21 protein-coding genes and 2 pseudogenes are annotated in these 25,586 nt (G+C 73.0%); 7 read left to right on the forward strand and 16 right to left on the reverse strand.

Annotation, left to right across the window (positions count from 1 at the left end):
- Positions 1-9: 9 nt before the first annotated feature.
- Complete coding sequence (locus tag ACZ7C5_RS20445) at positions 10-450, reverse strand: hypothetical protein (protein ID WP_401078433.1); 441 nt, start codon at positions 448-450, stop codon at positions 10-12.
- A gap of 136 nt (positions 451-586) precedes the next feature.
- On the reverse strand, positions 587-1,642 hold the full coding sequence (locus ACZ7C5_RS20450) for an Lrp/AsnC family transcriptional regulator (protein WP_470323153.1): 1,056 nt from the start codon (positions 1,640-1,642) through the stop codon (positions 587-589).
- A gap of 114 nt (positions 1,643-1,756) precedes the next feature.
- Here ACZ7C5_RS20450 and ACZ7C5_RS20455 point away from each other — a divergent pair, with 114 nt between their 5' ends.
- Positions 1,757-2,560 (forward strand): inositol monophosphatase family protein, encoded by an 804-nt coding sequence (locus ACZ7C5_RS20455; protein ID WP_401078428.1) that lies wholly within the window; start codon positions 1,757-1,759, stop codon positions 2,558-2,560.
- 75 nt (positions 2,561-2,635) lie between these two features.
- Here the strand turns inward: ACZ7C5_RS20455 and ACZ7C5_RS20460 are convergent, their stop codons facing one another.
- The 6 genes from ACZ7C5_RS20460 to ACZ7C5_RS20485 form a co-directional block, all read right to left on the reverse strand.
- Positions 2,636-3,532, reverse strand: a complete 897-nt coding sequence (locus ACZ7C5_RS20460; protein ID WP_470323154.1) for an amidohydrolase family protein — start codon at positions 3,530-3,532, stop codon at positions 2,636-2,638.
- On the reverse strand, positions 3,529-5,163 hold the full coding sequence (locus ACZ7C5_RS20465) for an acyl-CoA dehydrogenase family protein (protein WP_470323155.1): 1,635 nt from the start codon (positions 5,161-5,163) through the stop codon (positions 3,529-3,531). Before ACZ7C5_RS20465 ends, ACZ7C5_RS20460 begins: the two co-directional genes overlap by 4 nt.
- A complete protein-coding gene (locus ACZ7C5_RS20470; RefSeq protein WP_470323156.1) occupies positions 5,147-5,788 on the reverse strand; it encodes a TetR/AcrR family transcriptional regulator in 642 nt (213 codons plus the stop codon). The genes ACZ7C5_RS20465 and ACZ7C5_RS20470 overlap by 17 nt, the downstream gene beginning before the upstream one ends.
- Before the next feature lie 187 nt (positions 5,789-5,975).
- Positions 5,976-7,517 carry a S28 family serine protease gene (locus ACZ7C5_RS20475; protein WP_401078417.1) on the reverse strand — a complete coding sequence of 514 codons (1,542 nt, stop codon included), beginning with the start codon at positions 7,515-7,517 and terminating at the stop codon, positions 5,976-5,978.
- A gap of 336 nt (positions 7,518-7,853) precedes the next feature.
- Positions 7,854-8,708, reverse strand: a complete 855-nt coding sequence (locus ACZ7C5_RS20480; RefSeq protein WP_188300349.1) for a S1 family peptidase — start codon at positions 8,706-8,708, stop codon at positions 7,854-7,856.
- Positions 8,709-8,960: 252 nt separating this feature from the next.
- Complete coding sequence (locus ACZ7C5_RS20485) at positions 8,961-9,590, reverse strand: TetR family transcriptional regulator (protein ID WP_470323157.1); 630 nt, start codon at positions 9,588-9,590, stop codon at positions 8,961-8,963.
- A gap of 151 nt (positions 9,591-9,741) precedes the next feature.
- Here ACZ7C5_RS20485 and ACZ7C5_RS20490 point away from each other — a divergent pair, with 151 nt between their 5' ends.
- From ACZ7C5_RS20490 to ACZ7C5_RS20505, 4 genes and pseudogenes are all read left to right on the forward strand, one after another.
- Positions 9,742-9,897, forward strand: a complete 156-nt coding sequence (locus tag ACZ7C5_RS20490) for a hypothetical protein (RefSeq protein ID WP_470323158.1) — start codon at positions 9,742-9,744, stop codon at positions 9,895-9,897.
- 56 nt (positions 9,898-9,953) lie between these two features.
- Positions 9,954-10,292, forward strand: coding sequence for a DUF4190 domain-containing protein (locus ACZ7C5_RS20495; RefSeq protein ID WP_401078408.1), 339 nt, complete (start codon positions 9,954-9,956; stop codon positions 10,290-10,292).
- 172 nt (positions 10,293-10,464) lie between these two features.
- Positions 10,465-11,349, forward strand: a complete 885-nt coding sequence (locus tag ACZ7C5_RS20500) for a metallophosphoesterase family protein (RefSeq protein WP_470323159.1) — start codon at positions 10,465-10,467, stop codon at positions 11,347-11,349.
- 233 nt (positions 11,350-11,582) lie between these two features.
- Positions 11,583-12,962, forward strand: a pseudogene (locus tag ACZ7C5_RS20505) (MFS transporter); the annotation flags it as partial.
- A 203-nt stretch (positions 12,963-13,165) separates the two neighbouring features.
- Here ACZ7C5_RS20505 and ACZ7C5_RS20510 read toward each other — a convergent pair.
- From ACZ7C5_RS20510 to ACZ7C5_RS20545, 8 genes and pseudogenes are all read right to left on the reverse strand, one after another.
- Complete coding sequence (locus tag ACZ7C5_RS20510; RefSeq protein ID WP_401078400.1) at positions 13,166-15,745, reverse strand: FtsX-like permease family protein; 2,580 nt, start codon at positions 15,743-15,745, stop codon at positions 13,166-13,168.
- 32 nt (positions 15,746-15,777) lie between these two features.
- Positions 15,778-16,533 (reverse strand): ABC transporter ATP-binding protein, encoded by a 756-nt coding sequence (locus ACZ7C5_RS20515; protein WP_470323160.1) that lies wholly within the window; start codon positions 16,531-16,533, stop codon positions 15,778-15,780.
- On the reverse strand, positions 16,530-16,829 hold the full coding sequence (locus tag ACZ7C5_RS20520; RefSeq protein ID WP_401078395.1) for an SHOCT domain-containing protein: 300 nt from the start codon (positions 16,827-16,829) through the stop codon (positions 16,530-16,532). The genes ACZ7C5_RS20515 and ACZ7C5_RS20520 overlap by 4 nt, the downstream gene beginning before the upstream one ends.
- Before the next feature lie 269 nt (positions 16,830-17,098).
- A complete protein-coding gene (locus ACZ7C5_RS20525) occupies positions 17,099-17,776 on the reverse strand; it encodes a response regulator (RefSeq protein ID WP_188295108.1) in 678 nt (225 codons plus the stop codon).
- Positions 17,773-18,975 (reverse strand): sensor histidine kinase, encoded by a 1,203-nt coding sequence (locus ACZ7C5_RS20530; protein ID WP_401078391.1) that lies wholly within the window; start codon positions 18,973-18,975, stop codon positions 17,773-17,775. Before ACZ7C5_RS20530 ends, ACZ7C5_RS20525 begins: the two co-directional genes overlap by 4 nt.
- 146 nt (positions 18,976-19,121) lie before the next feature.
- Entirely contained in the window at positions 19,122-21,647 is a 2,526-nt protein-coding gene (locus ACZ7C5_RS20535) for an ATP-dependent Clp protease ATP-binding subunit (protein ID WP_401079760.1), read from the reverse strand.
- Between the two features lie 146 nt (positions 21,648-21,793).
- On the reverse strand, positions 21,794-22,498 hold the full coding sequence (locus ACZ7C5_RS20540; protein ID WP_401078389.1) for a VIT1/CCC1 transporter family protein: 705 nt from the start codon (positions 22,496-22,498) through the stop codon (positions 21,794-21,796).
- A 129-nt stretch (positions 22,499-22,627) separates the two neighbouring features.
- Positions 22,628-23,219 (reverse strand): annotated as a pseudogene (locus ACZ7C5_RS20545) (HAD-IA family hydrolase).
- A 573-nt stretch (positions 23,220-23,792) separates the two neighbouring features.
- Between ACZ7C5_RS20545 and darT the strand changes: the two are divergent.
- The gene (darT, locus tag ACZ7C5_RS20550; RefSeq protein WP_401078386.1) at positions 23,793-24,434 is read left to right on the forward strand and encodes a type II toxin-antitoxin system toxin DNA ADP-ribosyl transferase DarT; all 642 of its coding nucleotides are present in this window, start codon (positions 23,793-23,795) and stop codon (positions 24,432-24,434) included.
- A gap of 38 nt (positions 24,435-24,472) precedes the next feature.
- Complete coding sequence (gene darG, locus ACZ7C5_RS20555) at positions 24,473-25,543, forward strand: type II toxin-antitoxin system antitoxin DNA ADP-ribosyl glycohydrolase DarG (RefSeq protein ID WP_401078384.1); 1,071 nt, start codon at positions 24,473-24,475, stop codon at positions 25,541-25,543.
- The last annotated feature ends 43 nt before the right edge of the window (positions 25,544-25,586 follow it).

Consider the following 25,586-nt stretch of genomic DNA (forward strand, 5'->3'; position numbering starts at 1 on the left):
GCGTCGACCCTACGGCGTGCCCCGCTCCCGGCCCTCCCGCCGCAGGGCGGTGAACTGGAGGCCGGCGAACAGGGCCACCGCCGCGGCCTGCGCCGGGATCCAGACGAACCCGGCGGTGGTCGGCTCCAGCCACAGCCCCATCGCGACCAGGCTGAGCACCACCCAGGCCAGGTTGACGTCGATCACGGCCCGCACCCCGGCCACCGGGGGCCGCCGGCGGACGGCCAGCGCGCCGACCGCGAGCGCGTAGCCGAGGAGGAGGAGCCCGACGTCGACCAGGGTGGCGCGGCCGGCGCCGAGCAGCTCGCCGAGCGGGCCGGAGAAGGCCAGGTAGGCCAGGCCGTTGCCGCCGGTGACCAGGGCGTCCAGGGCGAGGGCGCCGCGCACCGTCCACGGTGAGAGGACGGACCCGGGCCGGGCGGGCGTGAGGGTGTTCGCGTGGGCGGACATGACGGATCGCCTCCTGTCGGGGGTGGGAGCCCGGGGCCTCGACGGCCTCACCGGGTGCCTCCACCCTGCCCGGTGGGGCGGCGGGCGTCGATTACCCCGCGGGTAAGGGCCCGCGCCCCGGATCCCGGCCGACCCGCTACGGCCGCCGGGGCGGCTGCCGGAGCAGGACGCCCGCGCGCTTCACCGCGCGGGCGGTGATGGTGGTCTCGACCCTGGCGGCGCCGAGCGGGCCGAGGGTGTCGGTGAGGAAGCGGTACAGCTCGGTGTGGTCCGCGCAGAACACCGTGGCCAGCAGGTTGGTCGGGCCGCTGGTGGCGAACACCCCGTGCACCTGCGGGTGACGGGCCAGCGCCGTGCCGACCTCGGCGAGCCGGCCGGGCGGCAGGTCCAGCCAGAGGTTGGCGTCCACCGCCATGCCCAGCAGCCGCGGATCCACGGTGGCGTGGGTGCGCAGCAGCCCGGCTCCGTCGAGCCGGTGCAGCCGGCGGCGCACGGTGGACTCGGGCGCGCCGACGGCCGCGGCCAGGGCGGCGTGGGACTGCCGGGCGTCCTCGCCCAGCCGCTCCAGCAGCGCACGGTCCAGGCCGTCCAGCGGCGGCTGCCCGGCGGGGCGCGGGGCGGCGGCGGGCCGCGAGAGGGAATGCCGCGGGGCGGAGGGGCCCGGGGCGGAGGGACGCGGGGCTGCGAGCCCGGCGAGCGCGGCGGCCTCCTGCTCCGTCAGGTACCCGGCCCGCCACTGCCCGGCGTCGGCGAAGGCGTGCAGCACGGCGTGGGTGGTGGTCTCGGTGACGGCGCCGGTCGCGGGCAACTGCCCGTACAGCAACCGGTCCCTGGAGGCGGCGTCGGTGAGCATCACGGCACCGACCTCGTGGCCGCCGAGCATCACGTCGACGAACGGGACGTCGGGACGGTCCGCGAGGGCCTGCGCGACGGCGTCCACCCGGCCGCTCAGCACCCGGACCCGCAGCAGCAGCGCGCCCACGGCGGCGTCCTCGACATCGGGCAGCCGGACCACCCGCAGCACCCCGGCCTGCCGCATCCGGGCCAGCCGGCGGGTGACCGTCCGGGCGGAGACGCCCAGCACCTCGGCGATCCGGCCCGGCTCGGCCCGTCCGTCCAGCTGGAGGGCGCAGACCAGGCGGCGGTCGAGGGTGTCCAGTACGGCGTCCGGATCGGCGGTCGAGAGGTCCACGGTGTCCGATCTCCGTCACTTCCGGCGGCTGGAGCGTCCTGTTCGGCAGCCCTGACGGTACTCCTTGTCCCGGCCGGCCGGCGCGGACCCGGCCCCGAGCGAGGAGGGACCACCGTGACGAACGAGCTGTGGACGCTGGCGGAAGGCGTGACGGCCGCGGTGCGCGAGGTCGGGGCGGGGCTGGCGGCACGCCGGTCCGCCGACCCGGTCGCGGCCCGGACGGTCGAGGAGGCGGCGGCCCGCTTCGCCGAACTGGACGGCCCGGCGGCCGCGCTGCTGCGGGAGCGGCTGACCGCGCTGCGCCCGCGGGCCGGCTGGGCACCGGAGGACCTGGAAGGCCCGGTGCCCGCCGAGGGCGAGTGGTGGCTGTGCGACGCGACCGACGGCGCGGTGCAGTACCTGCTGGGGCAGCCGCACTGGGCGGTGACCGCGACGCTGGTGCGGGACGGCGCCGCGGTGCTGGCCGTGGTGCACGCCCCGGAGCAGGACGGCCGCACCTACCGGGCGGTGCTCGGCGGCGGGGCCGAGCTGGACGGGCGGCCGATCGCGCCGCTGGAGCGGGAGTTGGCGGCCACGGTCGCCGCCACCAGCCAGCCGCCGCGGGTGGCCGCCGACCCGGTGGCACTGCGCCGGGCCGGCGAGTCGCTGTCCGCGATGGCGGGCGCCGTCCTGGCCGTGCGCAACCTCGGCCCGACCGCGCTCCAGGTGGCCCAGGTCGGCTCCGGGCACCTGGCGCTGTTCTGGGAGTACGGCCCGGACGCGGGCAACCTGCTCCCCGGCGCGCTGATCGCGAGCGAGGCGGGCGCGGCGGTGACGGACGCCGCCGGATCGGCCTGGACGGCCGGTTCCGACGGCTTCCTCGCCGCCGCGCCCGGGCTGCACGGCCGGGCGCTGGAGGTGCTGCGGACGGTCGGCTGACCGTGGCCGGCGGCTGACGGCGGTCGGCGGTCGGCTCGCAGCCCGGGGGCCGACGGCCGACGACGGCCGCCCTGGTCAGCCGGCCGCCCCGGCGGGCAGTCCGAAGAGGGCGGCCGCGTTGTCGTGGCACACCGCCCGCAGCCACTCCTCCCCCAGCCCCAGCCCGGCCAGCGCCTCCAGCTGGTGGACGTACCGGTAGGGGATGTTGGGGAAGTCGCTGCCGAGCAGGACGCGGTCCCCGAGCCCGCGCAGGCGCGGCAGTTCCTCGCGCGGGAACGGGGTGTCGGCCTCCGCGAAGTCGGTGAACGCGATGGTGGTGTCCAGCCGGACGGCCGGGTGGCGCTCGGCCAGGTCGAGGAAGTCGCGGTACTCGGGCATCCCGAGGTGGGCGACCACCAGGACCAGGCCCGGGTGCCGCTCCAGCACCGCGCCGATCGGGCCGGAGCCGGTGAACTTGCCCGGCACCGGCCCCGACCCGCAGTGGGCGACCACCGGGGTGCCGGTGTCGGCGAGCAGCCCCCAGACCTCGTCCAGCAGCGGGTCCGCCGGGTCGTAACCGCCGACCTGGAGGTGCGCCTTGAACACCCGGGCGCCGTCCTCGATCGCGCGGGCCACATAGCCGGGCGCCTCGGGCTCGGGGAAGAAGGTCCCGGTGTGCAGGCACTCCGGGGTGCGGGCGGCGAAGTCGGCGGCCCAGCCGTTCAGCCAGCCGGCCATGCCGGGCTTGTGCGGGTAGAGCATGGACGTGAACGCCAGGACGCCGAAGTCCCGCAGCCGCCGGACGCGCTGCTCCTCGGCCTCGCGGTAGGTGATCGGCCAGGGGCGGTTCACCAGCGGGCCGGCCGCGTCGAAGTAGGCCCACACCTTGTCGAGGACGTTCTTCGGCATGAAGTGGGTGTGCACGTCGATCAGCCCCGGCAGGCCGAGGTCCTGCCAGAACTTCCTTACGCCGTCCTCCTCCTGACCGCTCATGCGGTCACCGGGCGGGCCCGGTCGATGATCGCCGCGGTGTCGGCGCCGACCGGCAGGGTGCCGAAGGCAGCGCCGCGGTCGCCGCCCAGCCTGCTCGCGCAGAACGCGTCGGCCACCGCCGGGCTGCCGTACCGGACCAGCAGTGAGCCCTGGAAGGCCAGCGCCATCGACTCGACCAGCCGGCGGGTGCGGTACTCCAGGTCGCCCTGGTCGGCCAGTTCCTTGCGCAGCGCGGCGACGGCCGCGTCCAGCCGGCGGTCCGCGCCCGCCGCGGCGTCGAGTTCGCCGAAGAAGGCCTCGACACTCTCCGGGCTCCTGGCCATCGCGCGCAGCGCGTCCAACGCGGCGACGTTGCCCGAGCCCTCCCAGATCGACACCAGCGGCGCCTCTCGGTAGAGCCGGGGCATCCCCGACTCCTCCACGTAACCGTTGCCGCCCAGGCACTCCAACGCCTCGGCGGAGTGCGCGGGACCGCGCTTGCACACCCAGTACTTGGCCACCGCCAGGCCCAGCCGCCGTACCAGCGCCTCGTTCCCGTCCCCGGCCAGGGTCAGGTCGGTGGCCCGGGCGAGCCTCATGGCCACGATCGTGGCGGCCTCGGACTCCACCACCAGGTCGGCGAGCACGTTGCGCATCAGCGGCTGGTCGACCAGCGCCTTGCCGAACGCCCGCCGGTGCAGGGCGTGGTGGACCGCGCGGGTGGCGCCGTACCGCATGCCGGAGGCGGCGCCGACGGTGCAGTCCAGGCGGGTCATGTTGACCATCTCGATGATGGTCGGGACGCCCCGGCCCTCCTCGCCGACCAGCCGGCCGACCGCGCCGTCGTACTCCAGCTCGGCGGAGGCGTTGGACTTGTTGCCGAGCTTGTCCTTGAGCCGCATCAGGTGCAGGCGGTTGCGCTCGCCGTCCGGCAGGACGCGCGGCAGCACGAAGCAGCTGAGACCGCCGGGGGCCTGGGCGAGCGTCAGGAAGAGGTCGGACATCGGCGCCGAGGTGAACCACTTGTGGCCGGTGAGCCGGTAGGTGCCGTCCGGCTGCGGGGTCGCGGTGGTGGTGTTGGTGCGGACGTCCGAGCCGCCCTGCTTCTCGGTCATCGACATGCCGGCGATCAGCCCGCGCTTGGTGCCCGGCTCGCGCAGCCCGTAGTCGTACTCGCGCGCGGCCAGCAGCGGCTCCAGCTCGACGGCCAGGGCGGGGTCGGCGCGCAGCGCGGGGACGGCGGCGTAGGTCATCGAGACCGGGCAGGTGTGGCCGGCCTCGACCTGGCCCCAGACGAAGAACCCGGCGGCGCGGGCGGAGTGGGCGCCGGGCCGTTCGTCGCGCCAGGGCGCGGCGTGCAGGCCGTACGAGACGGCGGTGCGCATCAGCTCGTGCCAGGACGGGTGGAACTCGACCTCGTCGATCCGGTGGCCGAAGCGGTCGTGGGTGCGCAGCACCGGCGGGTTCTCGTTGGCCAGCCGCCCCCACTCGGCGGCCTGCTCGGAGCCGGCCAGCCGGCCCAGCTCGCGCAGCTCGGGCTCGGCCCAGCCGGCGTCGGCCCGCCGCAGGGCGTCGAGCAGGGTGGGGTCGGCGGCGGTGTCGTGTCCGTACGGCAGGGGCACCTGGTTGGTGACCTCATGCGTCGCTGTCATCGCGTCCTCCCAGGGCACGCAGGGTGAAGGAGACCAGGGCGGGGACCACCTCGACGGTGGCCTCCCGGGGGTCGGTGACCCCAAGGCTTTCGGGTAGGGCGGCGAGCGGCCCCGCCAGCGCCTCGCCGACCGCGCCGACCAGGGCGGCCGCGGTCAGCACCGGGTCCTGGCCCGGCAGTTCGCCGCTCGCCACGGCCGCGGCGATCTCGGTGGCGATCACGTCCCGGAACGCCCGCCGGAAGACCAGGCGCTCGCCGTCCACGACCGTGTCGGCCGGCTCGACCAGCAGCGCGTACGCCAGCCGGGGCGCGCGCAGGGCGCGGGCGGCGAAGGTCTCGACCACGGCGGCGATCCGCTGCCGCGGGGTGTCCCGGAGGGCGACGGCGGCGTTGACCGCCTCGATCTCACCGGTGACCACCCTGCGGAACAGCTGCACCGACAGCTCGGCCTTGTTGGCGAAGTGCTGGTAGAGGCTGCCGGTGGCGATCCCGGCGCGGTCCGCCACGGCGGCCATCGTGCAGCCGCCGTAGCCGCGCTCGGCGAGCAGGCCGACCGCCGCCTGGAGCACCGCTTCGCGCTGGGCGTCGAGGCGGGCTTGTACGGCGGGGGTGCGTCGGTAGGCCATGGAAGCATTGAAGCACTGATTCACTGCTTCGGGGAGGGGTGGCGGCGGCCGGTCCTGCCGTGCGGAACGCGTGAGGAGGCCGCCCCGGAACGCGGGGCGGCCTCCTCGGCCTGCTCGTGGTGCCTGTGGTGCCTGTGGTGTCTGTGGCCCTCGCGGTGTCTGCGGTGCTCGCGGTGCGGAGCGGCTGCTACAGCGGGCGGCGCTCCTGCTCCAGCCGGCGGCCCTCGACGTCCAGCGGGCCGAACTCCGGGATCGACCGCGGCGACGCGGCGAGCGAGCGGGCGGCGTCCGGCTGGCCCAGACCGGCCCACTCCTGCACCTTGGCGGTGGCCTCCGCCGACTGCGCGGCGGGCAGCTGCCCGATGTTGGAGCCGTGGTTGCCCCCGGGCACCGTGTAGACGTAGCTGTCCTCGCTGCCCCGGCCGAGGTGGAACGGCTTGGCGCCCCACGGGTCGTTGCCGCCGTAGACGTACATGATCCGCTCGCCCTCGCGCTTCACCCAGCGGTCGATGTCGGGCATCGCGTTGCGGTTGAAGGTGGTCGGGATCTCCTTCGGCACGAAGCTGCGGACCGAGTAGGTCTCCTTGTAGTCGTAGTGCAGCACACCGTTCAGGTGCGAGACGTCGAAGAACGGCGCGCCCAGCTCGGTGGCGGCCTGGTAGTAGTACGCGGTGTACTTCGCCAGCGACTGGTCACTGTTGCCGGTGATGCCGGCCTGCGCGTCGAACCAGGCGTACAGCTCGTCGTCGGTCGCGGTGGCGGCCACCGGGACCTTGGCGCAGTCGGACGCCAGGCTGTACTGCCAGAACCCCCAGATGACGTCCAGCACGCCGGCCTCGTACGCGCGGTCCGGGGTGCCGAGGGTGTTGAAGGTGGAGCCGGCCGCCTGGTTGTCGGCGACGTAGCGGGCCTCCAGCCGGTCGCGGCGCACCAGCAGCTCACGCTGGGCCGCGTTCAGCCGGGCCCGGCACTCGGGGGTGCCGACGGTGCGGAAGAACTCGCTGTAGGCCGCGTAGTCGTTGACGTCCGTGTTGTTCGGCGCGACGTAGGCGATCGTGCCGGCCACGTCGTCCGGGTAGAAGCGGCGGTAGTAGGTGGAGGACATGCCGCCCTTGCTGGCGCCGGTGGACAGCCACTCCTGCTGGTAGATCCGCTTGAGCGCGGTCACCAGCCGGTGCGAGTCCGCGGCACCCTGGCGGATGCCGGCCTTGGACCAGTCCGCCGGGGCCGGGCGGGAGGGGGTGAAGAACCGGTACTCGATGGACACCTGGTTGCCGTCCACCAGCCGGGTCGGCTCGGTGCGGGACGGGTTGGTGCCCACGTTGTAGCCGCTGGTGTAGAAGACGGTCGGGTGGTCGTAGCCGCGGTGCAGCAGGGTGAAGCGCTGCTGGAAGGTGCCCAGCCAGGGGCGGTTGTGGTCGACCGGCTGGGTGTAGGTGGCGACGAAGTAGCGGTGACCGGTGGTGGTCGGCTTCTCCTCGGTGATCGTCACGCCGGGGATCGCCGCCAGGCGGTCCTTGATGTCGGCGTTCGGGTCGTCGGCGGGGCTCCGGCCGTGGCGGGACCCGCTGCCCTGGTCCCCCTGCGCGCCCTGGTCCCCTTGCGCGCCCTGAGCACCCTGAGCGCCCTGGGCTCCCTGGTCGGCTGCGGCCGGGCTCACCAGGCCGCCGAGCGTGAGCAGCGGTATCAGCAGTGTGGAAGCCAGCAGCCTTCTCACGGTGGTGGTCATCGACTCTCCATCTCTTCACGGGATATGGCTGCCGCCGGTCGGTGCGACCGGGCGGCGCGGGTGGTTCGGCGGCCGTCCGATGGACGGCCGAATGGGCCACCCGCGGTTCGCGGATGGCCCATCGGGAGAAAAGTGCTGGTCAGCGGGGTCGCCCTGCTCGCTCTGGGGTGGCTGCCGGCCGGGTGCTCCGGGCCTGCGGTCCGGTCGGGTGCTCCGGGTCGACGGTCCGGTCGGGTGCTCCGGGTCGACGGTCCGGTCGGGTGCTCCGGGTCGACGGTCCGGTCGGGTGCTCCGGGTCGACGGTCCGGCCTGCGGTCCCGGCCTGCGGCCGTCCGGCTACGGGCGGGGCAGGGTGCAGCCGGGGAGGGTGAGGTCGAAGCGGTTGCCGGCGGCGAAGCAGGCCGGGATCCCGTAGGTCTCCTGGGCGTAGCCGATGCCCCGGCGGACCGTCACGTTGCCGCTCTGGTCGACCTCGCAGGGGTTGTTCAGGGTGCAGCGCTCGCCGTTCTCGTTGATCGTGTTGTTGACCGCGACCACCTGGTTGGTCGAGGCGTCGACCACCGGCGAGCCGGAGGTCCCGCCGATCACGTTGCAGGTCGAGGTGTAGCGGAGCGAGTCCTTGAAGGTCCAGTCGCCTTCCTTCAGCCGGTAGGCGAAGCCGTCGGCCGAGCAGGAGTAGATCTTCTTCCAGTAGCCGGAGACGACCCGGATCGAGCTGCCCTGGACCGGGTGGGTGGCGGCGACGGTCAACGGGGCTATCCCGTACCGGGACTGGATCGAGGCGTAGCTGGTGTTCAGCTGGTAGATCGACACGTCGGTGTCGGTCATCGCGCCGTAGACCACCTTGGTCGCGCGCAGCGTGGCGACGCCGCCGCCGGTGGAGTTGAGCAGCGTGAAGGTCCGGCTGGAGGCCTGGTTGAGGACCACCTCGCCCGGGCCCGGCATGCCGGTCTCCAGGCAGTGGCCGTTGGAGAGGATGAGGGCCGGGTCGCTCGCGGCCGAACCGGGCATCCGCACCAGCGAGCCGGAACAGTTGCTGAGCGCTACCGTCCCGGCGAAGGTGACGGCGGCGACGGGCTTGGCAGCGGACTCGGCGGCGGGGGCTGCGGCCTGGGCCGGAATGGCTCCGACCAGGGCGGTAGCCCCGGTGACCAGGAGCGTTGCGGCCGTGCCTATGAGCGGCTTCTTCATGAGAGACCTCTCGGTGTGGGGGTCCACGGGTGGGGGTCCACCAAAGCTGTCGCGGACATGACCCACTGTCAAGAGTCAAAGCATCACCAAGAAACCGTCCAGGACGCATTGGCCGGTTACCGCCGCCGGCGGCACCGAGGACCGACCGCCCCTCGCACCGGGGGCGCCGGACCCCCTCCGATGCGGTCAGCCCTCCGATGCGGTCAGCCCGCCTGTGCAGCCAGGCGCCGATGCGGTCAGGCCCCCGACGCGTCAGCTCCCCTGCCAGTGCGCCCGGCCCAGGCTGATCAGCCGCAGCTGGAGGCGCGCGGTGGCGGCGATCCGCCGCTCGCGGCCCGGGTCGGTCTCCAGTGCCTCCAGGAAGGCGGCGGCCGTGGAGACCATGTGGTCGACGTACAGCTCGGCGAGCATCCGCAGGTCCTGCTCGCTCCACCCCCGCGATCCCGGCTGCGGCTCCAGCGCCGTTCCCACCTCGGCGGCGAAGCGCCCGAGTTCGGCGGCGATCGCCTCACGCACCTGCCGGACCCCGCCGTGCCGTTCGCGGGCCAGGAAGCGGACGTGCGCACGGTGTTCACGGACGTGCCGCTCGATCACCTCCACCGCGCGGTCGATCAGCTCCTCGGCGTCGCCGGCCTCGGCGAGCACCGAGCTGATCATGACGTGCAGGCTGGCCAGCGACTCCTCGACCAGTGCCACACCGAGGGCGGCGAGGTCCGGGAAGTGCCGGTAGAAGGCGGCCGGGGAGAGCCCGGCCTCGCGGGTGACCTCGCGGACACCCAGGCTCGCCAGGTTCTGATCGGCCAACAGGTGCAGCCCGGCGTCCAGCAGCGCCCGCCGGCTCTGCTGCTTCTGGGCCTGTCTGACCCCAACGGTGTGACTCACGCCATTCAGTAAACAGTTGTTTGCCGAACTTGGCCAGCCGGGCGTAAGGTGAGTCGAAGTCAGTGAACACTTGTCAACCGAAATCGGCGCAGCCTCAGCCTCAGTCGCGGTTCCAGCCCGCGGTTCCAGCCCACAGCCGAAGGAGCAAGCCGTGATCCTGTTCTCCGCCCTGGTCGCCATGGGCGTCCTGATCGGCACCGCCGCCCACACCTCGTTCCCGGTCTTCCTCGCCGCCTCCGCCGGCATCACCGCCTGGCTGCTCGCCTTCGGCGCCCGCGAAGGCATCGCCCACCTCCGGCACCACTGACTTGCCACTGCCCGGACCGCACCCGCGGCCACTCCACAGAGAGGACCCGCACCACCATGAGCACCGTCACCGCCCGTCAGGCCATCAGCCACCGGAGCACCGACCGCCGGGGCGCCGACCGTCAGAGCACCGACCGCCGGGGCGCCGACCGTCAGGACATCGCCGAGGCCGACGGCCTCGCCGTCGCCTCCTTCCTCCTCGGCCTCCCCGGCCTGCTGCTGTTCAACATCGTCCTCGGACCGATCGCCATCACCCTGGCCACCCTGGCCCTGCTCCGCGGCACCAGCCGACGCGGCCGCGCCGTCCTCGGCCTGGCCCTCGGCATCGCCTCACTGGCGATCCTCGCCGTCACCACCGCCACCTCGCACGGGGTGCTCATCGACCTCCGTTCCTGAGCCTGGTCCAACTCTCCCGCCGAGCCCGGTTCCTGACGTCGCACCCGCTTCCGCCCGGAGCCCCTGGCCGCCGCGCCGACGGCTCGAACGACTGATCCCGCCAACCCTCCCCACACCCTGGCCCCGCCACGTAGGGTGGGCCCCATCGGCCGGGCGACCTCAGGGGGCAGGAGTGACGACGGAGAACCGCAGCGACGCACAGCCGGAACGGACCGCCCCGACGGGCGGACGGCTGCTCGCCGTGAGCGATCTGCACATCTCCTACCAGGAGAACCGCGACCTGGTGGAGAAGCTCCAGCCCTCCCACCCCGGTGACTGGCTGCTCGTCGCCGGCGACGTCGCCGAGCTCACCACCAGCATCGAGTGGGCCCTCGGCCTGCTCGCCGAGCGCTTCGCCCGCGTGGTGTGGGTGCCCGGCAACCACGAGCTGTGGACCCACCCCGAGGACCCGGTGCAGCTGCGCGGGGTGGCCCGCTACGAGCACCTGGTGGAGCGCTGCCGCCGGCTCGGCGTGGTGACCCCGGAGGACCCGTACCCGCTCTGGGAGGGCGCCGGCGGACCGGTCCGCATCGCCCCGCTCTTCCTCCTCTACGACTACTCCTTCCGCGCGCCGGGCACGACCACCAAGGAGGCCTCCCTGGCGGCCGCCTACGAGAGCGGCATCGTCTGCGCGGACGAGCGGATGCTGCACCCGGACCCGTTCCCCGACCGCGACTCCTGGTGCCGCGAGCGCGTCCGGCTGACCGAGAAGCGGCTGGCGTCCTGCGAGCCGGACGTCCCGCTCGTCCTGGTCAACCACTACCCCCTGGTCCGGCAGCCCACCGAGATCCTCTGGTACCCCGAGTTCGCCCAGTGGTGCGGGACCGAGCTGACCGCCGACTGGCACACCCGGTTCAACACCGCGGCGATGATCTACGGCCACCTCCACATCCCGCGCCGGACCGCCTACGACGGCGTCCCGTTCACCGAGGTCTCGCTCGGCTACCCGCGCGAGTGGCGCAAGCGCGGGCTGCCGGACCCGCTGCTGCGGGAGGTCTTCCCGCAGGCGACGGGCTGACCTCCGGGCGCACCGCCCGCCGGAACCGGCGCCGGACGAACGCCGGACGGACGCCGGACGAACGCCGGACGGACGCCGAACCGAAGGGCGGCCGAGTGCCCGCACGCCCTCGCACCGTGGCCCAGGCAGGCTCGGTCCGGCTCGGCTCGGTCCGGCTCGGCTCGGCTCGGCTGTGACACCCATGACGCGATCACCGGTCTTCCGCAGCACCGGTCTTCCACAGTTGGGAAGCGATGCCCGAGCAGACCCTGGAACGGCCCGCGGACTCCGAGGACGGGATGTTCTCCCGGAAGTACGCGGCCGCCACGACCACCTTCACCGCGGTGATGTTCCTGACCGGGTTCGCCGCCCTGGCGGTGGTCCCCACCCTGCCGACGGCGGCCCGGGCCCTGGACGGGGTCTCCCTGTTCCCGGTGGTGGCCGGCTGCTTCGTGGCGGCCAGCCTGCTGGGCGGAGTGCTGGGCGGCCACTGGGCCGACCGCTCCGGGGCCCGCCGGCCACTGGCGGCCGGCATGGTGCTGTCGGTGGTCACCCTGCTGGTCTCCGCCACCAGCACCTCCATAGGGCAGCTCGCCGCGGGCCGGTTCGTGGACGGGCTCGCGGCCGGCATGGTCGCGGTGTCCGTCAACACCGCCATCGGCCAGGCGTATCCGGAGCACCTGCGCCCCCGGATGCTGGCCCTGATGAGCACGAGCTGGATCATCCCGTCCCTGGTGGGCCCCCCGCTGGCCGGACTGGTGTCCGAGTGGTGGTCCTGGCGGGTGGTGTTCTACGGCCTGGCCGCGCTGTCCCTGCTGCCGGCGCTCGCGCTGGTGGTCGTGCTGCGCGGCCGCTCCCCGGCGGAGGCGCCCGCGCCGTCGGGCGACCACCCGTCGCGCCCGCCGCTGCTGGTCGCGGCGGCGCTCAGCCTCGGCGCGGCGCTCGGGCAGTACGGCGTCTCGGGCTGGGACATCCGCCATCTGCTGTTCGTGGCCGCCGGGTTGGTCCTGCTGGTGCTCCTCGCGCCGCGGCTGCTGCCCGTGGGCACCTGGCGGGCCGCCCGTGGCCTGCCGGCCACGGTGCTGCTGCGCGGTCTGGCCTCCGGCACGTACTTCACCGTCGAGGCCTTCCTGCCGCTGATGCTGATCACCGAGCGGCACACCGCCGCCGTGGTGGTCGGCGTGGCGTTCACGCTCTCCGCCGTGGTGTGGGCGGGCGCTTCCTGGGTCCAGGGGCGACTGCTCCAGGACGTGCCCCGGCACCGGCTGGTCTCCGTCGGCGCGGGGATCATGGCGGCGTCGGTCGTGCTCGCCGCGGCCGGGGCCCTGCGCGGGGTGCCGGCGCTCGCCGCCGCGGCGGCCATGCCCCTCGCGGCCGTCGGCATGGGCCTGTTGGACCCGTGCCTCACCGTGCTGTCGCTCTCGCACAGCCCGGCCGGACGCCAGGGCTACGCGAGCAGCGCGATGCAGACCAACCAGAACCTCGGCCAGATCACCGTCATGGCGCTGTTCTCCGCCGTGCTCAACACCGTCCTGGGGCTCGGCGCGTCCGAACTCGTCGGCTACGGCGCCGCCTTCGGACTGCTGCTCGCACCGACCCTGCTGATCGCCCTGCTCGCCGTGCGCGCACGGGGCTCCGTCAGCCCGCGGCCCCCGTCGAAGCCCGGTAGGACCCGCCGCCACCGGACGGCTGCCCCCTTCGGCTGTCCCATGCGTGCTTCTCTCCTCTCTCCTTCTCCCAGGAGCAACTCCGCGAAGGCCCGACCGCTCGTTCCGGTCGCCCGCTCCGTCAATCCACCACTCCGCCGCTTTGCCAGTCCGCTACTCCACTTACTCCACTACTCCGCCGCGATCGCCCGCAGGACGTCCAGCCGCGCCGCCCGGCCCGCCGGGCGGAGTCCGGCCACCGCGCCCGCCAGCAGCCCGGCCGCCAGGACCACGGCCAACTGCCCCGGCGGCATCGCGAACGATCCCGTCCCCGCACTGTCCGAGGCCCGTACCAGCGCCCAGCCGAGGAAGGCGCCGAGCCCCAGCCCGCCGACCGTCCCGAAGGCCGCCACCAGCACCGACTCCCAGCGCACCATGCCGCGCAACTGAGCCCTCGTCTGGCCGACCGCCCGCAGCAGCCCCAGCTCCCTGGTCCGCTCGTGCACCGCCAGCGTCAGGGTGTTGGCTATCCCCAGCAGCGCGATCAGCACCGCCAGTGCCAGCAGCGCGTAGACCACCGACAGCATCGTGTCGACGCCGGAGGCCGCGCTCTTCGCGTACTCGGCGCGGTCCTGCACCTGCGGACTGCCGTACCGGACCAGCGCCCGTTCCACCGCCGCCCTGCCCGTCGCCACCGGGACGCCGTCGCGCAGCCCGACCGCGACCATGGTGTCGGCGTCCTGCCCCCGGTGCGGGGCCCAGGCCTGCCGGGTCATCAGGTAGTCACCGGCCAGTCCGCCGCCCTCGTACAGCGCGCGGACGGTGAACGGGCCGCTCGCGCCGTCGGTGAAGGCCACCGTGACGGACTGCCCGAGCCGCCAGCCGCGCTGCCCCGCCTCGCTGCGGGAGACCGCCAGCCCGTCCGTACCGAGGGCGGCCAGCGAGCCGTCGACCCGGCCGAGGTCGACGATCCCGGCCAGCCGGGCCGGGTCGGTGACGTCCAGCGTCCTGCCGTGCCCGTCGATCCGGGCCACGCCCCGGCCGAGCCCGACCGTCTGCCGCACCTCGGGCAGGACGGCCAGGGTGTCCGCCACCGCGGGGCTGATCCCGCTGCCACCGGCCCCGAACGAGGCCGTGGTGACGGCGAGATCGCCCGCGAAGGACTTGTCCACCGTGTCGTCCAGGGTGGCCTTGATCGAGGCGCCGAAGACGGTGAACAGCGTGACCACCGCGACCCCGATCATCAGCGCGCTCGCGGTGGCCGCCGTCCGGCGCGGGTTGCGGGCCGCGTTGCGCCGGGCCAGCACCCCGGAGACCCCGCGCAGCCTGGGCAGCGGCGCGCCCAGGGCGCGCACCGCGAGGGCCGCGGCGACCGGGCCGAGCACCACCGTGCCGGCCGACACCGCCAGCGCCCCGCCCGCCGTCAGCAGCACGGACGGGCCGTCGGTGGCGCCGAGCACCGCCACCGACACGCCCCCGGCCGACAGCAGCCCGCCGAGCACCACCCGGACGGTGCCCGAGCGCCCCTGCGCCGCCCGGTCGACACCGGTCTCCCGCAGGGCCGCCAGCGGGGCAGTCCGCCCGGCCCGGACGGCCGGAAGCAACGCGGAGCCGACCGCGACCAGCGTGCCGACCAGCAGCGGCAGCAGGACGGCGGCCGTGCTGATCACCATGCCGCCGGTCGGCAGGGCGAAACCGAGCGCCGAGAACAGCGACTTGAGCCCGGCGGCCACCCCGATGCCGCCCAGCAGCCCGCCCAGCGAAGCCAGCAGGCCGACCGCCAGCGCCTCCGCCAGCGTCGCCCCGAGCACCTGGCCGCGCCCCGCGCCGAGCGCCCGCAGCAGCGCGTTCTCCCTGGTCCGCTGGGCGACCACGATGGCGAAGGTGTTGTGGATGGTGAACGTCGCCACCAGCAGCGCGATCCCGGCGAAGACCAGCAGCAGCGTGGTGAACATGGTCAGGAACCGCCCGGACACCAGCTGGGTGGACTCCTGGGTGGCCGCCGCGCCGGTGATCGCCTGGACGCCGGCGGGCAGCTGCGGGGTGATCCGGTCGACCAGCTCGCGCTGGGAGACCCCGTCCACCGCGCGGACCTGGATCGAACCGGCCTGCCCCTCCCCCTTGGGCGTGAGGTACCGCTCGGCGTCCGCGAAGGTCATCGCGGTGAAGGTGCTCGGCCCCATGCCGTCCGCGCTCGCCCCGAAGGTGGCGATGCCGACGACGGTGACCGGCACCGGATCGGGCGTGCGCAGCACGGTGGTCGAACCGAGGTGCAGCCCGCCCGCCTCGGCCGCGCCCCGGTTCACCACGACCTCGCCCGGGGCGGCCGGCGCCCGGCCCTCGGCCAGCCGGTACGGGTTGAGCCGGCCGTCGGTCAGCCAGTTGCCCGCCAGGGTGGGCGGGCCCTGACCGCCGATCGGCTTGCCGTCGGCGCCGATGAGCTGGCCCGCGCCCTGGACGGAAGGCTCGGCGGCCGCCACCCCCGGCACCGTGCGCAGGCGGTCGGCGAGCGCCGCCGCCACCGGTGCCCGCACCCCGCCGACCGTGCCGGCCGAGTCCAGCACGTCGGCGCTGCGGACCACGGCGTCGGTGCCGGCGTTGGCGTCGGCGAAGAGGGTGTCGAAGTTGGCCCGCAGGGTGTCGCCGAGCACCATCGTGCCGGTCAGGAAACTCACCCCGAGCAGGACGGACAGCAGGGTGCCGGCCAGCCGTCGCCGGTGGGCGCTCAGCGAGCGCAGGCTGAGCCGGAGGGGAACCGTGTTCACGCGCATGGCCCTCGTGCCGCGCCCGGCCCTCCCCGCACTCACGACCGCCCCCGTTCGAAGGCCTTCATCCGGTCCAGCACCTGGGCGGAGGTGGGCTGTCGCATCCGGTCCACCAGCCGTCCGTCGGCGAGGAAGAGCACCTCGTCGGCCCAGCCGGCCGCCGTCGGGTCATGGGTGACCATGACCACGGCCTGGCCCGTCTCGTCCACCGCCCGGCGCAGCAGGCCGAGCACCTCGCCGCCGCTGCGGGAGTCGAGGTTGCCGGTCGGCTCGTCGGCGAAGACCACCTGGGGCCGCCCGGCCAGTGCCCGGGCCACCGCGACCCGCTGCTGCTGACCTCCGGAGAGCTCGCTCGGACGGTGCCGGAGCCGGTCACCGAGGCCGACGACCTCGATCAGCGCCGCCAGCCAGGCTTCGTCGGGGGCCGCCCCGGCCAGGTCGAGCGGAAGGGTGATGTTCTCCAGGACGGTGAGCGTGGGCACCAGGTTGAAGGCCTGGAACACGAAGCCGATCCGCTTCCGGCGCAGCAGCGTGAGCCGCCGGTCGTCGAGCCGGCCCAGCTCGGTGTCACCGATCCAGGCACTGCCCGCGGTGAGCGTGTCCAGCCCGGCCGCGCAGTGCATCAGGGTGGACTTGCCCGATCCGGACGGGCCCATGATCGCGGTGAACCGCCCGGCCGGGAACTCCACCGTCACGTGGTCCAGCGCCCGGACCTCGGTGCCGCCGACGCCGTGGATCTTCACGGCGTCGGCGACCCGGGCGGCCGCGTCCCGTACGACGTCCAGGGTGGTCACCTGGCGCCACCGCCCTTGGCGTCGCCCCTCGGCGACTCACTGAGCACGGCCCGCTTGGCGCGGTACTCCTCGGCGTCGATGTCGCCCTCGGCGTAGCGGCGGCCCAGGACGGCCAACGGGTGCTCCGTCACGGCTCCGGCACCGGCTCCGTAACCGGCGCCGAACCCGCAGCCGTGCCGCCGCCAGACCGTGCGGCGCAGCACCGTGATCACCAGGACCACCACGGCGATCCAGACCAGTGGGACCAGCAGGATCCACGGGCCGGGGCCGTGCCAGTCGGCCAACTGCGTGTACATGGTGGTTCAACTCCTCGGTGGAGGGATTCCAGGACCTCGGGGGGTTCCCGAGATGTCCAGAGCCTCCCGCCGAGGGGCCTCATCGCGCGTCCTACCAGCAGCGGCAGTCGGGGTACTCCCGGGAGAGTACGGACCTCCGGCGACACGCCGGTCCTGGAGTAGCTCGGCGCCGATCCGGGCCGGCCACCACTCGTGCCCGGCCGCACGCCTCCGAACCGGCCGCACGCCGGACCCGCCGCACAGAACCGGCCCCACCGCGGAGGGGCGGCTCAGCCCAGCCAGCCCGGCCGCACCAGCCCCGACTCGTAGGCCAGCACCACCAGTTGCGCCCGGTCCCGGGCCCCGAGCTTCAGCATCGCCCGGCTGACGTGCGTCTTCGCCGTCAGCGGGCTGACCACCAGACGCCGGGCGATCTCCTCGTTGGACAGCCCCATCCCGACCAGCGCCAGCACCTCGCGCTCCCGCTCGGTCAGCATCGAGATGTCCGAGAGCCCCTCCGGCACGGCCTCCGGCCCCTTGGACCGGGCGGCGAACTCGCCGATCAGCCGTCTGGTGACCCCCGGCGAGAGCAGCGCGTCACCCGCGACGGCGACCCGGATCGCCCGCAGCAGGTCGGCCGGCTCGGTGTCCTTGACCAGGAAGCCCGCCGCTCCCGAGCGCAGCGCCTCGAAGACGTACTCGTCCAGTTCGAAGGTGGTCAGCACGACCACCCGCACGGAGGACAGCGCCGGGTCCTCGGCGATCCTCCTGGTCGCCTCCAGCCCGTCCATCCGCGGCATCCGGATGTCCATCAGCACGACGTCCGGCACGAGTTCACGGGCGAGCCGCAGCGCGGCCTCGCCGTCGTCCGCCTCGCCGACCACCGTGAGGTCGTCCTGGAGGTCCAGCAGGGCCCGGAAGCCCGCCCGGACCAGCAGTTGGTCATCCGCCAGCAGTACCCGAATCAATCGCTCTCCACCTTCGGTGTCGGCAGCTCCGCCCGGACCCGGAAGCTGCCGTCCGGCAGCGGCCCCGCGGTGATGGTGCCACCGGAGGCCGCCGCGCGTTCCCGCATCCCGACCAGCCCGCTGCCGGAACCGCCCGCGTCACCGGGCACCGCGGGCCCCGGGTCCTCCACCCGGACCACCAGCACGGCCGGGTCCGTCCAGTCCAGCACCACGACCGCCTCCCGGGCCGCCGAGTGCCGGACGACGTTGGTGAGCGCCTCCTGGACGATCCGGAAGGCGGTGAGGTCGACGGTGGCGGACAGGGCGCGCCGCTCGCCGCGCTCGTACACCTCGGTGTCCAGGCCCACCCGGTCCGCCTGCTCGGTGAGTTCGTCCAGCCGGTCCAGCCCGGGGGCCGGCCCGCGCGGCGCCTCTCCGGGCCCGCGCAGCGTCGCGAGCACCTGGCGGACCTCGCCGAGCGCCTCCTTGCTGGTCGACTTGATGGTGACCAGCGCGCTGCGGGCCTCCTCGGGCCGCCGGTCGAACAGCGCGAGCGCGGCCCCCGCCTGGACGTTGATCAGCGACAGGCTGTGCGCCAGGATGTCGTGCAACTCCCGGGCCATCTTGAGCCGTTCCTCGTTGGCCCGGCGTTCCTCCAGCTGCTGCCGGTAGGCCCGGTGGGCGGCGATCCGCTCGTGTCTGAACCGGACCAGCTCGCCCCCCGCCATCACCAGCAGCAGCCAGGCCGACAGCACGAGTTCCCCCGGCCAGATGCTGCCGGACGGCGGCGCCGCGCGCTGCCAGCCCGCCGGCAGCACGAAGGTGACCAGCAGGTGCACCAGGTAGACCCCGGCCACCCCGGCCCAGGCCGCCCGGCGGTGCCCGGTGCCGATCGCCACGCAGCAGGCGATCAGCCAGCTCAGGAAGGCCGGCCCGTACGGGTACCCGGCGGCCAGGTACCCGGCGGTGACCGCCGAGGTGCCGGCCACCACCGCGACCGGCCGGCGGACCCGCAGCACCAGCAGGGCCGGTCCGAGCAGCAGCAGGAGGTAGCCGACGGCGTCCAGCGGGGCCCGCCCGTGCTGGTTGTGCGCGGCGAAGGTCGAACCGACCACCTGGACCACCGCGGCCGCCGCGGCCAGCCCCAGCGGGTACCCCGCCTTGGCCGCGCGCACCCACGGCGGATGCCACGGCGCTGGCGGCTCGGTCGGCGGGGACATGGGCGGCATCATGCCCACAAGCTAGACCCGCGGCCCGCCCTCCCGCGTCCTCCGCCAGTGGCGTTCGGGCGTACTCCCGCTGGAGTACGCCCGAACGCGGTCGCCTTCAGCGGATCGCGGTTGCCGCCGGCAGGACCCGGTCGCCGTCAGCCCTCCGCGGCAGCGGCGGCTGCCTCCGCCTCCTCGAAGGTCGCCGACGCCTCCGGCCGCGCCAGCGTGACCACCAGTTCCCCGTCGCTCACGTCCGCGATCAGCGTGTCCCCCTCCCGCACCGTCCCGTCCAGCAGCAGGTTGGAGACCCGGTTGTCCAGCTCCGACTGGATCGTCCGGCGCAGCGGCCGGGCCCCGAACTCCGGCTGGTACCCCCGGTTGACCAGGTATTCCTTGGCCGCCTCGGTGACGTCCAGCCCGACGTCCTGGGCCCGCAGCCGGCGCCGGCTGCGCTCCAGCAGCAGGTCCACCACCGACAGCAGGTCCTTCCGGGTGAGCGCGTGGAAGACGATCACCTCGTCGATCCGGTTGAGGAACTCCGGCCGGAACTGCCCGCGCAGGTCCCGCAACAGGTCGTCGCGGATCTCGTCCACGTTCCCCGCGTGGTCGAGGATCCGCTGCGAGCCGATGTTGCTGGTCATGATCAGCACGGTGTTGCGGAAGTCGACCGTACGCCCCTGGGAGTCGGTCAGCCGGCCGTCGTCCAGCACCTGGAGCAGCAGGTTGAAGACGTCCGGGTGGGCCTTCTCCACCTCGTCGAAGAGCAGCACGCTGTACGGCTTGCGGCGCACCGCCTCGGTCAGCTGGCCGGCCTCCTCGTAGCCGACGTACCCGGGCGGGGAGCCGACCAGCCGGGAGACGGTGTGCTTCTCCTGGAACTCGCTCATGTCGAAGCGGATCATCCGGTCCGGGTCGCCGAACAGCAGCGCCGCCAGCGCCTTCGCCAGCTCGGTCTTGCCGACGCCGGTCGGCCCGAGGAAGAGGAAGGAGCCGGTCGGCCGCTCCGGGTCGCCCATCCCGGCCCGGCCGCGGCGCACCGCCTGGGCGACCGCGGTGACCGCCTCGTCCTGGCCGATCACCCGCTCGTGCAGGTGCTCCTCCAGCTTGAGCAGCCGCTCCCGCTCGGTCGCGTTCAGCTCCGCGACCGGGATGCCGGTGCGGGAGGAGAGCACCTGCGCGATGTCGTCGGCCGTCACGTCGACGACCTCCTCGCGCGACTCGGCGATCGCCGCCAGCTCGTCCTCGGTCTGCCGCAGCTCGGTCTTCAGGTTGGCGGCCCGGACGAACTCCTCGTCCGCGACGGCCTCGTCCAGCTCCCGCTTCAGCTTGGTGATCCGGTCCTGCACCCCGGTCGCCTCGGTGGACCCGCTCAGGCTGCGCAGCCGGACCCGCGCTCCGGCCTGGTCCAGCAGGTCGATCGCCTTGTCGGGGAGGAAGCGGTCGCTGACGTACCGGTCGGAGAGCGTGGCCGCCGCGTCCAGCGCCTCGTCGGTGAACCGCACCTGGTGGTGCGCCTCGTAGGCGTCGCGCAGCCCCTGGAGGATCCCGATCGTCTCCTCGACGCTCGGCTCGGGCACCAGTACCGGCTGGAAGCGGCGCTCCAACGCGGCGTCCTTCTCCACGTGCTTGCGGTACTCGTCCAGCGTGGTCGCGCCGACCACGCTCAACTCGCCGCGGGCGAGCGCCGGTTTGAGGATGTTGCCGGCGTCCATCGAGCCCTCGCCGCCACCCGCGCCGACCACGGTGTGCAGCTCGTCCAGGAAGAGGATCACGCTCTTCTCGGCCGCGGTGACCTCGTCGATCACGTTCTTGAGCCGCTCCTCGAACTCGCCCCGGTACTTGGAGCCGGCCACCAGCGCGGTCAGGTCGAGGGTGACCACCCGCTTCCCCCTGAGGCTCTGCGGCACGTCCCCGGAGACGATCCGCTGGGCCAGCCCCTCGACGATCGCGGTCTTGCCGACACCGGGCTCGCCGATCAGCACCGGGTTGTTCTTGGTCCGCCGGGAGAGGATCTCGACGGTCTGCTCGATCTCCTCGGCCCGCCCGACCACCGGGTCCAGCCGGCCCGAGCGCGCCGCCTCGGTGAGGTCGCGCCCGTACTCGTCCAGCGTCGGCGTCTCGCTCGGGTGCGTGCCCGTGCTGCTGCGCTCGCCGCCCGTACCGCGGCCCTCCATCACGGACTTCAGCGCCTCCTGCGAGGGCGCCGCGTTGCGCAGCGCCACGCCGGCGCCCGAGCGCTCCTGGTCCAGCAGCGCGCCGAGGATGTGCTCCGGGCCGATGTACGAGGCGCCGACCGCCTGCGAGCGGGCGTGCGCGGCGAGCAGCGCGCGCTTGGCCGAGGGGGTGAGCGCGGGCTGCCCGTCCACCGCGTCGGGGTTGCCGGACGGCAGGGCGTGCTCCAGGTCACCGGAGAGCCGGTCCGGGTCGATGCCCGCCCGCTCCAGCATCCGGCGCGAGGGGTCCACCCGGGTGGCCGCCCAGGCCAGGTGCGCGGTGTCGAGGTCGCTGGAGCCGTCCTCGGCCGCCCGCTGCGCGGCCAGCGCGAGCAGTTCCTGCGAGGACTCGCTGAGCAGCCGCCCGATCGGCACCCGCTGCACGGCGGGCGGGGAGGCCAGCGGGCTCATCCCGAAGAACCGGCTGAGCAGGTCGGAGAACGGATCGTTCGATCCGAACGGGGGCATGGTCACGGCAGTTCACCTCTCCCAAGCGGTTTGCAGCCACACAAACACAGGCCGCACCGCCGCGCCTGTCGAGCCGGCCGGGGCCGTCACCCGGCGTGGCCGGAGCCGTCCGCGGCCCGAGGCCCCGCGGTCACCCGGTCACCCGGTCACCCGGTGACCTGATCCAGCAGCACACCGCCGCTGTACGTCACCGCCATCGCCAGCAGCCCGCCCGCGACGTTGCGCATCACCGCCCGGCCGGGGCCGGCACCCCCCAGCCGGGCGCTCGTCCAGCCCGACAGGGTGAGCGCGAGCACCACCGACCCCACCGTCACCAGCAGCCGCCACGACTCCGGCGGCAGCAGCACCGCCAGCAGCGGCACCAGCGCGCCCAGCGTGAACGCCGCGGCGCTGGCCAGCGCCGCCTCCCACGGATTGGTCAACACGTCGGGGTCGATGCCGAGTTCGGTCTGCGCGTGGGCGGCCAGCGCGTCCTGCTCGGTGAGCGCCACCGCCACCTCCCTCGCCAGGCCGTCCTCCAGCCCGCTGCCCCGGTAGTAGTCGGTCAGCTCGTCGAGCTCACCCTCCGGGTCCTCCGCGAGCTCCCGCCGCTCCTGCGCCAACGCGGCCTGCTCGGTGTCCCGTTGGGTGCTGACCGAGACGTACTCCCCGGCCGCCATCGACATCGCCCCGGCCAGCAGCCCGGCCACCCCGGCCGCGAGCAGCGCCGTCCGGGAGCCCTCCGCGCCCGCCACCCCGGTCACCAGGCCGGCCGTCGACACCACGCCGTCGTTGGCCCCCAGCACGGCGGCGCGCAGCCAGTTCAGGCGCGAGGAGAGCTCCGCCCGCGTCTCCCCGACCTGCTCAGTCATCCGCCCACCGCCCTCAGGGGTCCGACCGGTCCCCCCGATCCTCGCCCGCCACCCGCGGCCCCGCCACCCACGTCCCCCCGCACCCGGCGCCTCGGCTCAACGGCGGCCCCCACGGCACCCGCTGACCGGCTATCCCAGCACGGCGGCCAGCGCCCGCCGCAGATCCTCCGGCCCCCGGTAGCGCACCCCGGTCATGCCCAGCGCCACCGCCGCTTCCACGTTCTCCTGCCGGTCGTCCACGAACAGGCACCGCTCGGGCGCCGCCCCGGCCCGCTCGGCGGCGATCTCGTAGATCCGCCGGTCCGGCTTGGCGCTGCCCACCAGGGAGCTGTTCACCACCTCGTCCGCCAGGTCCGTCAGCCCCAGCAGCCGGCGCATTGGTCACCAACACCACCCGGCAGCGCTCCCGCACCCGCCGCAGCAGCCCCACCACGTCCCCGTCCGCCCGGAACGGCGCGTTCGCGAACGCCTCCGCCAGCGCCCGCGCCTCGGCCTCCGGCACCAGCCCGGCCAGCCTCCGCGCGATCGAGTCCGCCCACTGCGCCCTCCCGATCCGCCCGAGCAGCAGCGGCAGATCGTTCTCCGGCGCGAACCCGACCGCCGCCGTACTCCCCTCCGCCACCCCCGCCGCCCGCTCCAGCTCCGCCACCCGGCCCTCGTCGAAGAACCGGATCACCCCGTCCACATCGCACAGCACCGCATCGAACGCCCCGGTCACCACCCCCCTTGCCTACCACCGGGCCCACGGCACCCGACGGACGGGGCACAGCCGGCACCGATGCCCGGCTCAATCACATGATCATTTGGGCGAAATTCAGGCGGCCCTGCCACGCACCAAGGCCGCGGCGAGGCCGTCCGAGGCTGCGGCAGGCCTGCCGGAACGACCGCGGCCCAGGTCGGGATCATGCTCCCGACCTGGGCCGCAGCCTCGGTTCTTGCCATTCGAAGGGTGGGCGCGGACGGTTTCGAACCGCCGACATCTGCTTTGTAAGTTCTTTTGACCACCCGAGCTCCAGCAACACACTAGCGCCGGCACAGCGTCGTCCACGAGCATGCGTCACCCCTCTCCGGGCGTCCGCCTGTGTTGATGTCACCCGCTGATGACAACACCCGCCCCAGCCCTGAAGCACTCAGCCGAGCAGACCATCCTGCGTAGGTCCAATGTGAAGCCAACGTCCAAGGATGGAACGACATACGAGGGCAGACCCCCGTCGCCAACAGCCTTGCGGCTCAACCGCCTGCGCTGCCTGGCCGAACCTGGCGACACCATTGGGTCGTGTGATACTCACTACGTGTGACAATCGCAGGGGGACGGCAGCTGTTCCACTTCACGCACATGAGGAACCTGCCCAGCATCTTCAACGAGGGGCGGCTCGTCTCCGACACCACGATGCAGGGCCGTGGGGGCGTACTCGTCGAGTGCGGTGACACTGCCATCAAGTCGGAGCGGCGCACGAGACCGATCACTACTGCGCCAAAAGGTGTCCCGGCGGACTACGTCCCCTTCTATTTCGCCCCGCGATCGCCCATGCTCTACAAGATCAACAAAGGCGGCGTGCCCACGTACCAGGATGGCCAACAGCCCCTCGTCTACCTGATCACCTCGATCGACAGCGTTCGCCACTCGGGCCGGCCGTTCGTCTTCAGTGACGGCAACTGCGCGAGCGCGATCACCAAGCACTTTAGTGATCTTGACGACCTGGACAGACGAGTCGACTGGTCGGTGATCGAGGCCCGCACCTGGGCCAACACCGCGGCAGATGGCGACCGCATGCGTCGGCGGATGGCCGAGTTCCTGGTACACGAGTTCCTACCCATCGGAACCATCCAGGAGATCGGCACCTACGATCAAGCTCGAAAGCGCGCGGTTGAGCAACTACTACAGGCGAGCGGCATCGACCTCAGCGTAACTGTCAGACGTGACTGGTACTTCTGACGGGTGCACACTGGCTAGAGAGCAACGGAAGGACTGACATGATCACGCGCGGCACCGGCAACCTGCTCGTTGCAGATGTCGATGCCCTTGTTAACACGGTGAACACCGTGGGCATCATGGGCAAAGGCATCGCCCTCCAGTTCAAGCGCGCCTATCCCGATAATTACGAGGATTACAGGGAAGCATGCGAGCGCGGAGAAGTCCGCGTCGGCCAGATGCATGTTCATGAGGTCTCTCAGGTCGGGGGCGCGCGCTTCATCATCAACTTTCCAACGAAGCGCCACTGGCGCTCACCTTCGCGCATCGAGGACATCGCATCCGGCCTCGTTGCGCTTCGGGATGAGATCGTTCATCGAGGAATTAAGTCCGTTGCAATTCCACCGCTCGGCTGTGGCAATGGCGGACTCTCCTGGAGAGACGTCGAACCCATGATCAACCAAGCTCTCGGGACAATTCCGGGCGTTGAAGTGAGAGTCTGGTCCCCCACGGGCGCACCCGCCCCATCGTCAATGCCGGTGAGTACGCCACCGCCGCCGATCACTCGGGAGCGCGGCATTTTTCTTGCCGCGCTGAATCGATACATCCAAGGAAGCATCGCACGAGGCCTTGCATTCGAACCGCGCGTTTCTCTCCTTGAAGCCCATAAGGTGATGTATTTCCTGCAAAAGCTTGACCTAGACCTTGGGCTTAGATTTGAGAAGGGTCTATATGGGCCATACTCGCAGCCACTGGATCGAGCGGTCTCCGCCATGGAGGGCCACTTCATCTTGGGCTACGGAGACGGCACCAGTGGCGCGCAGGCCATCCTTGAGATTAACAAGGATGCTGCCCACGAAGCCGAGGAAAGACTCCAGAACGCCCCTGACTACCAGAGGGCGATTCAAAGATTCGAAAGCCTGGCATCCGGCTTCGAAGACCCATTTGGCATGGAGCTACTTGCAACCGTGCTGTACGCCGCCGAGGACCTCGTCAATCCGCCTGCAAATCTAGAGAGCGTAACATCCTGCATTCAGGCATGGAATACGCGAAAAAAGAACCTATTCACAGGTGACCACATCGACGTTGCATGGCAACGACTCTGCGAAACAGGCCTCATTCAGGCCCACTGAGCCCAAAACTAGTCGACCCCGCCGAATGGCCCTCGGCTGCACA

The sequence above is a fragment of the Kitasatospora sp. NPDC036993 genome, assembly GCF_055607525.1.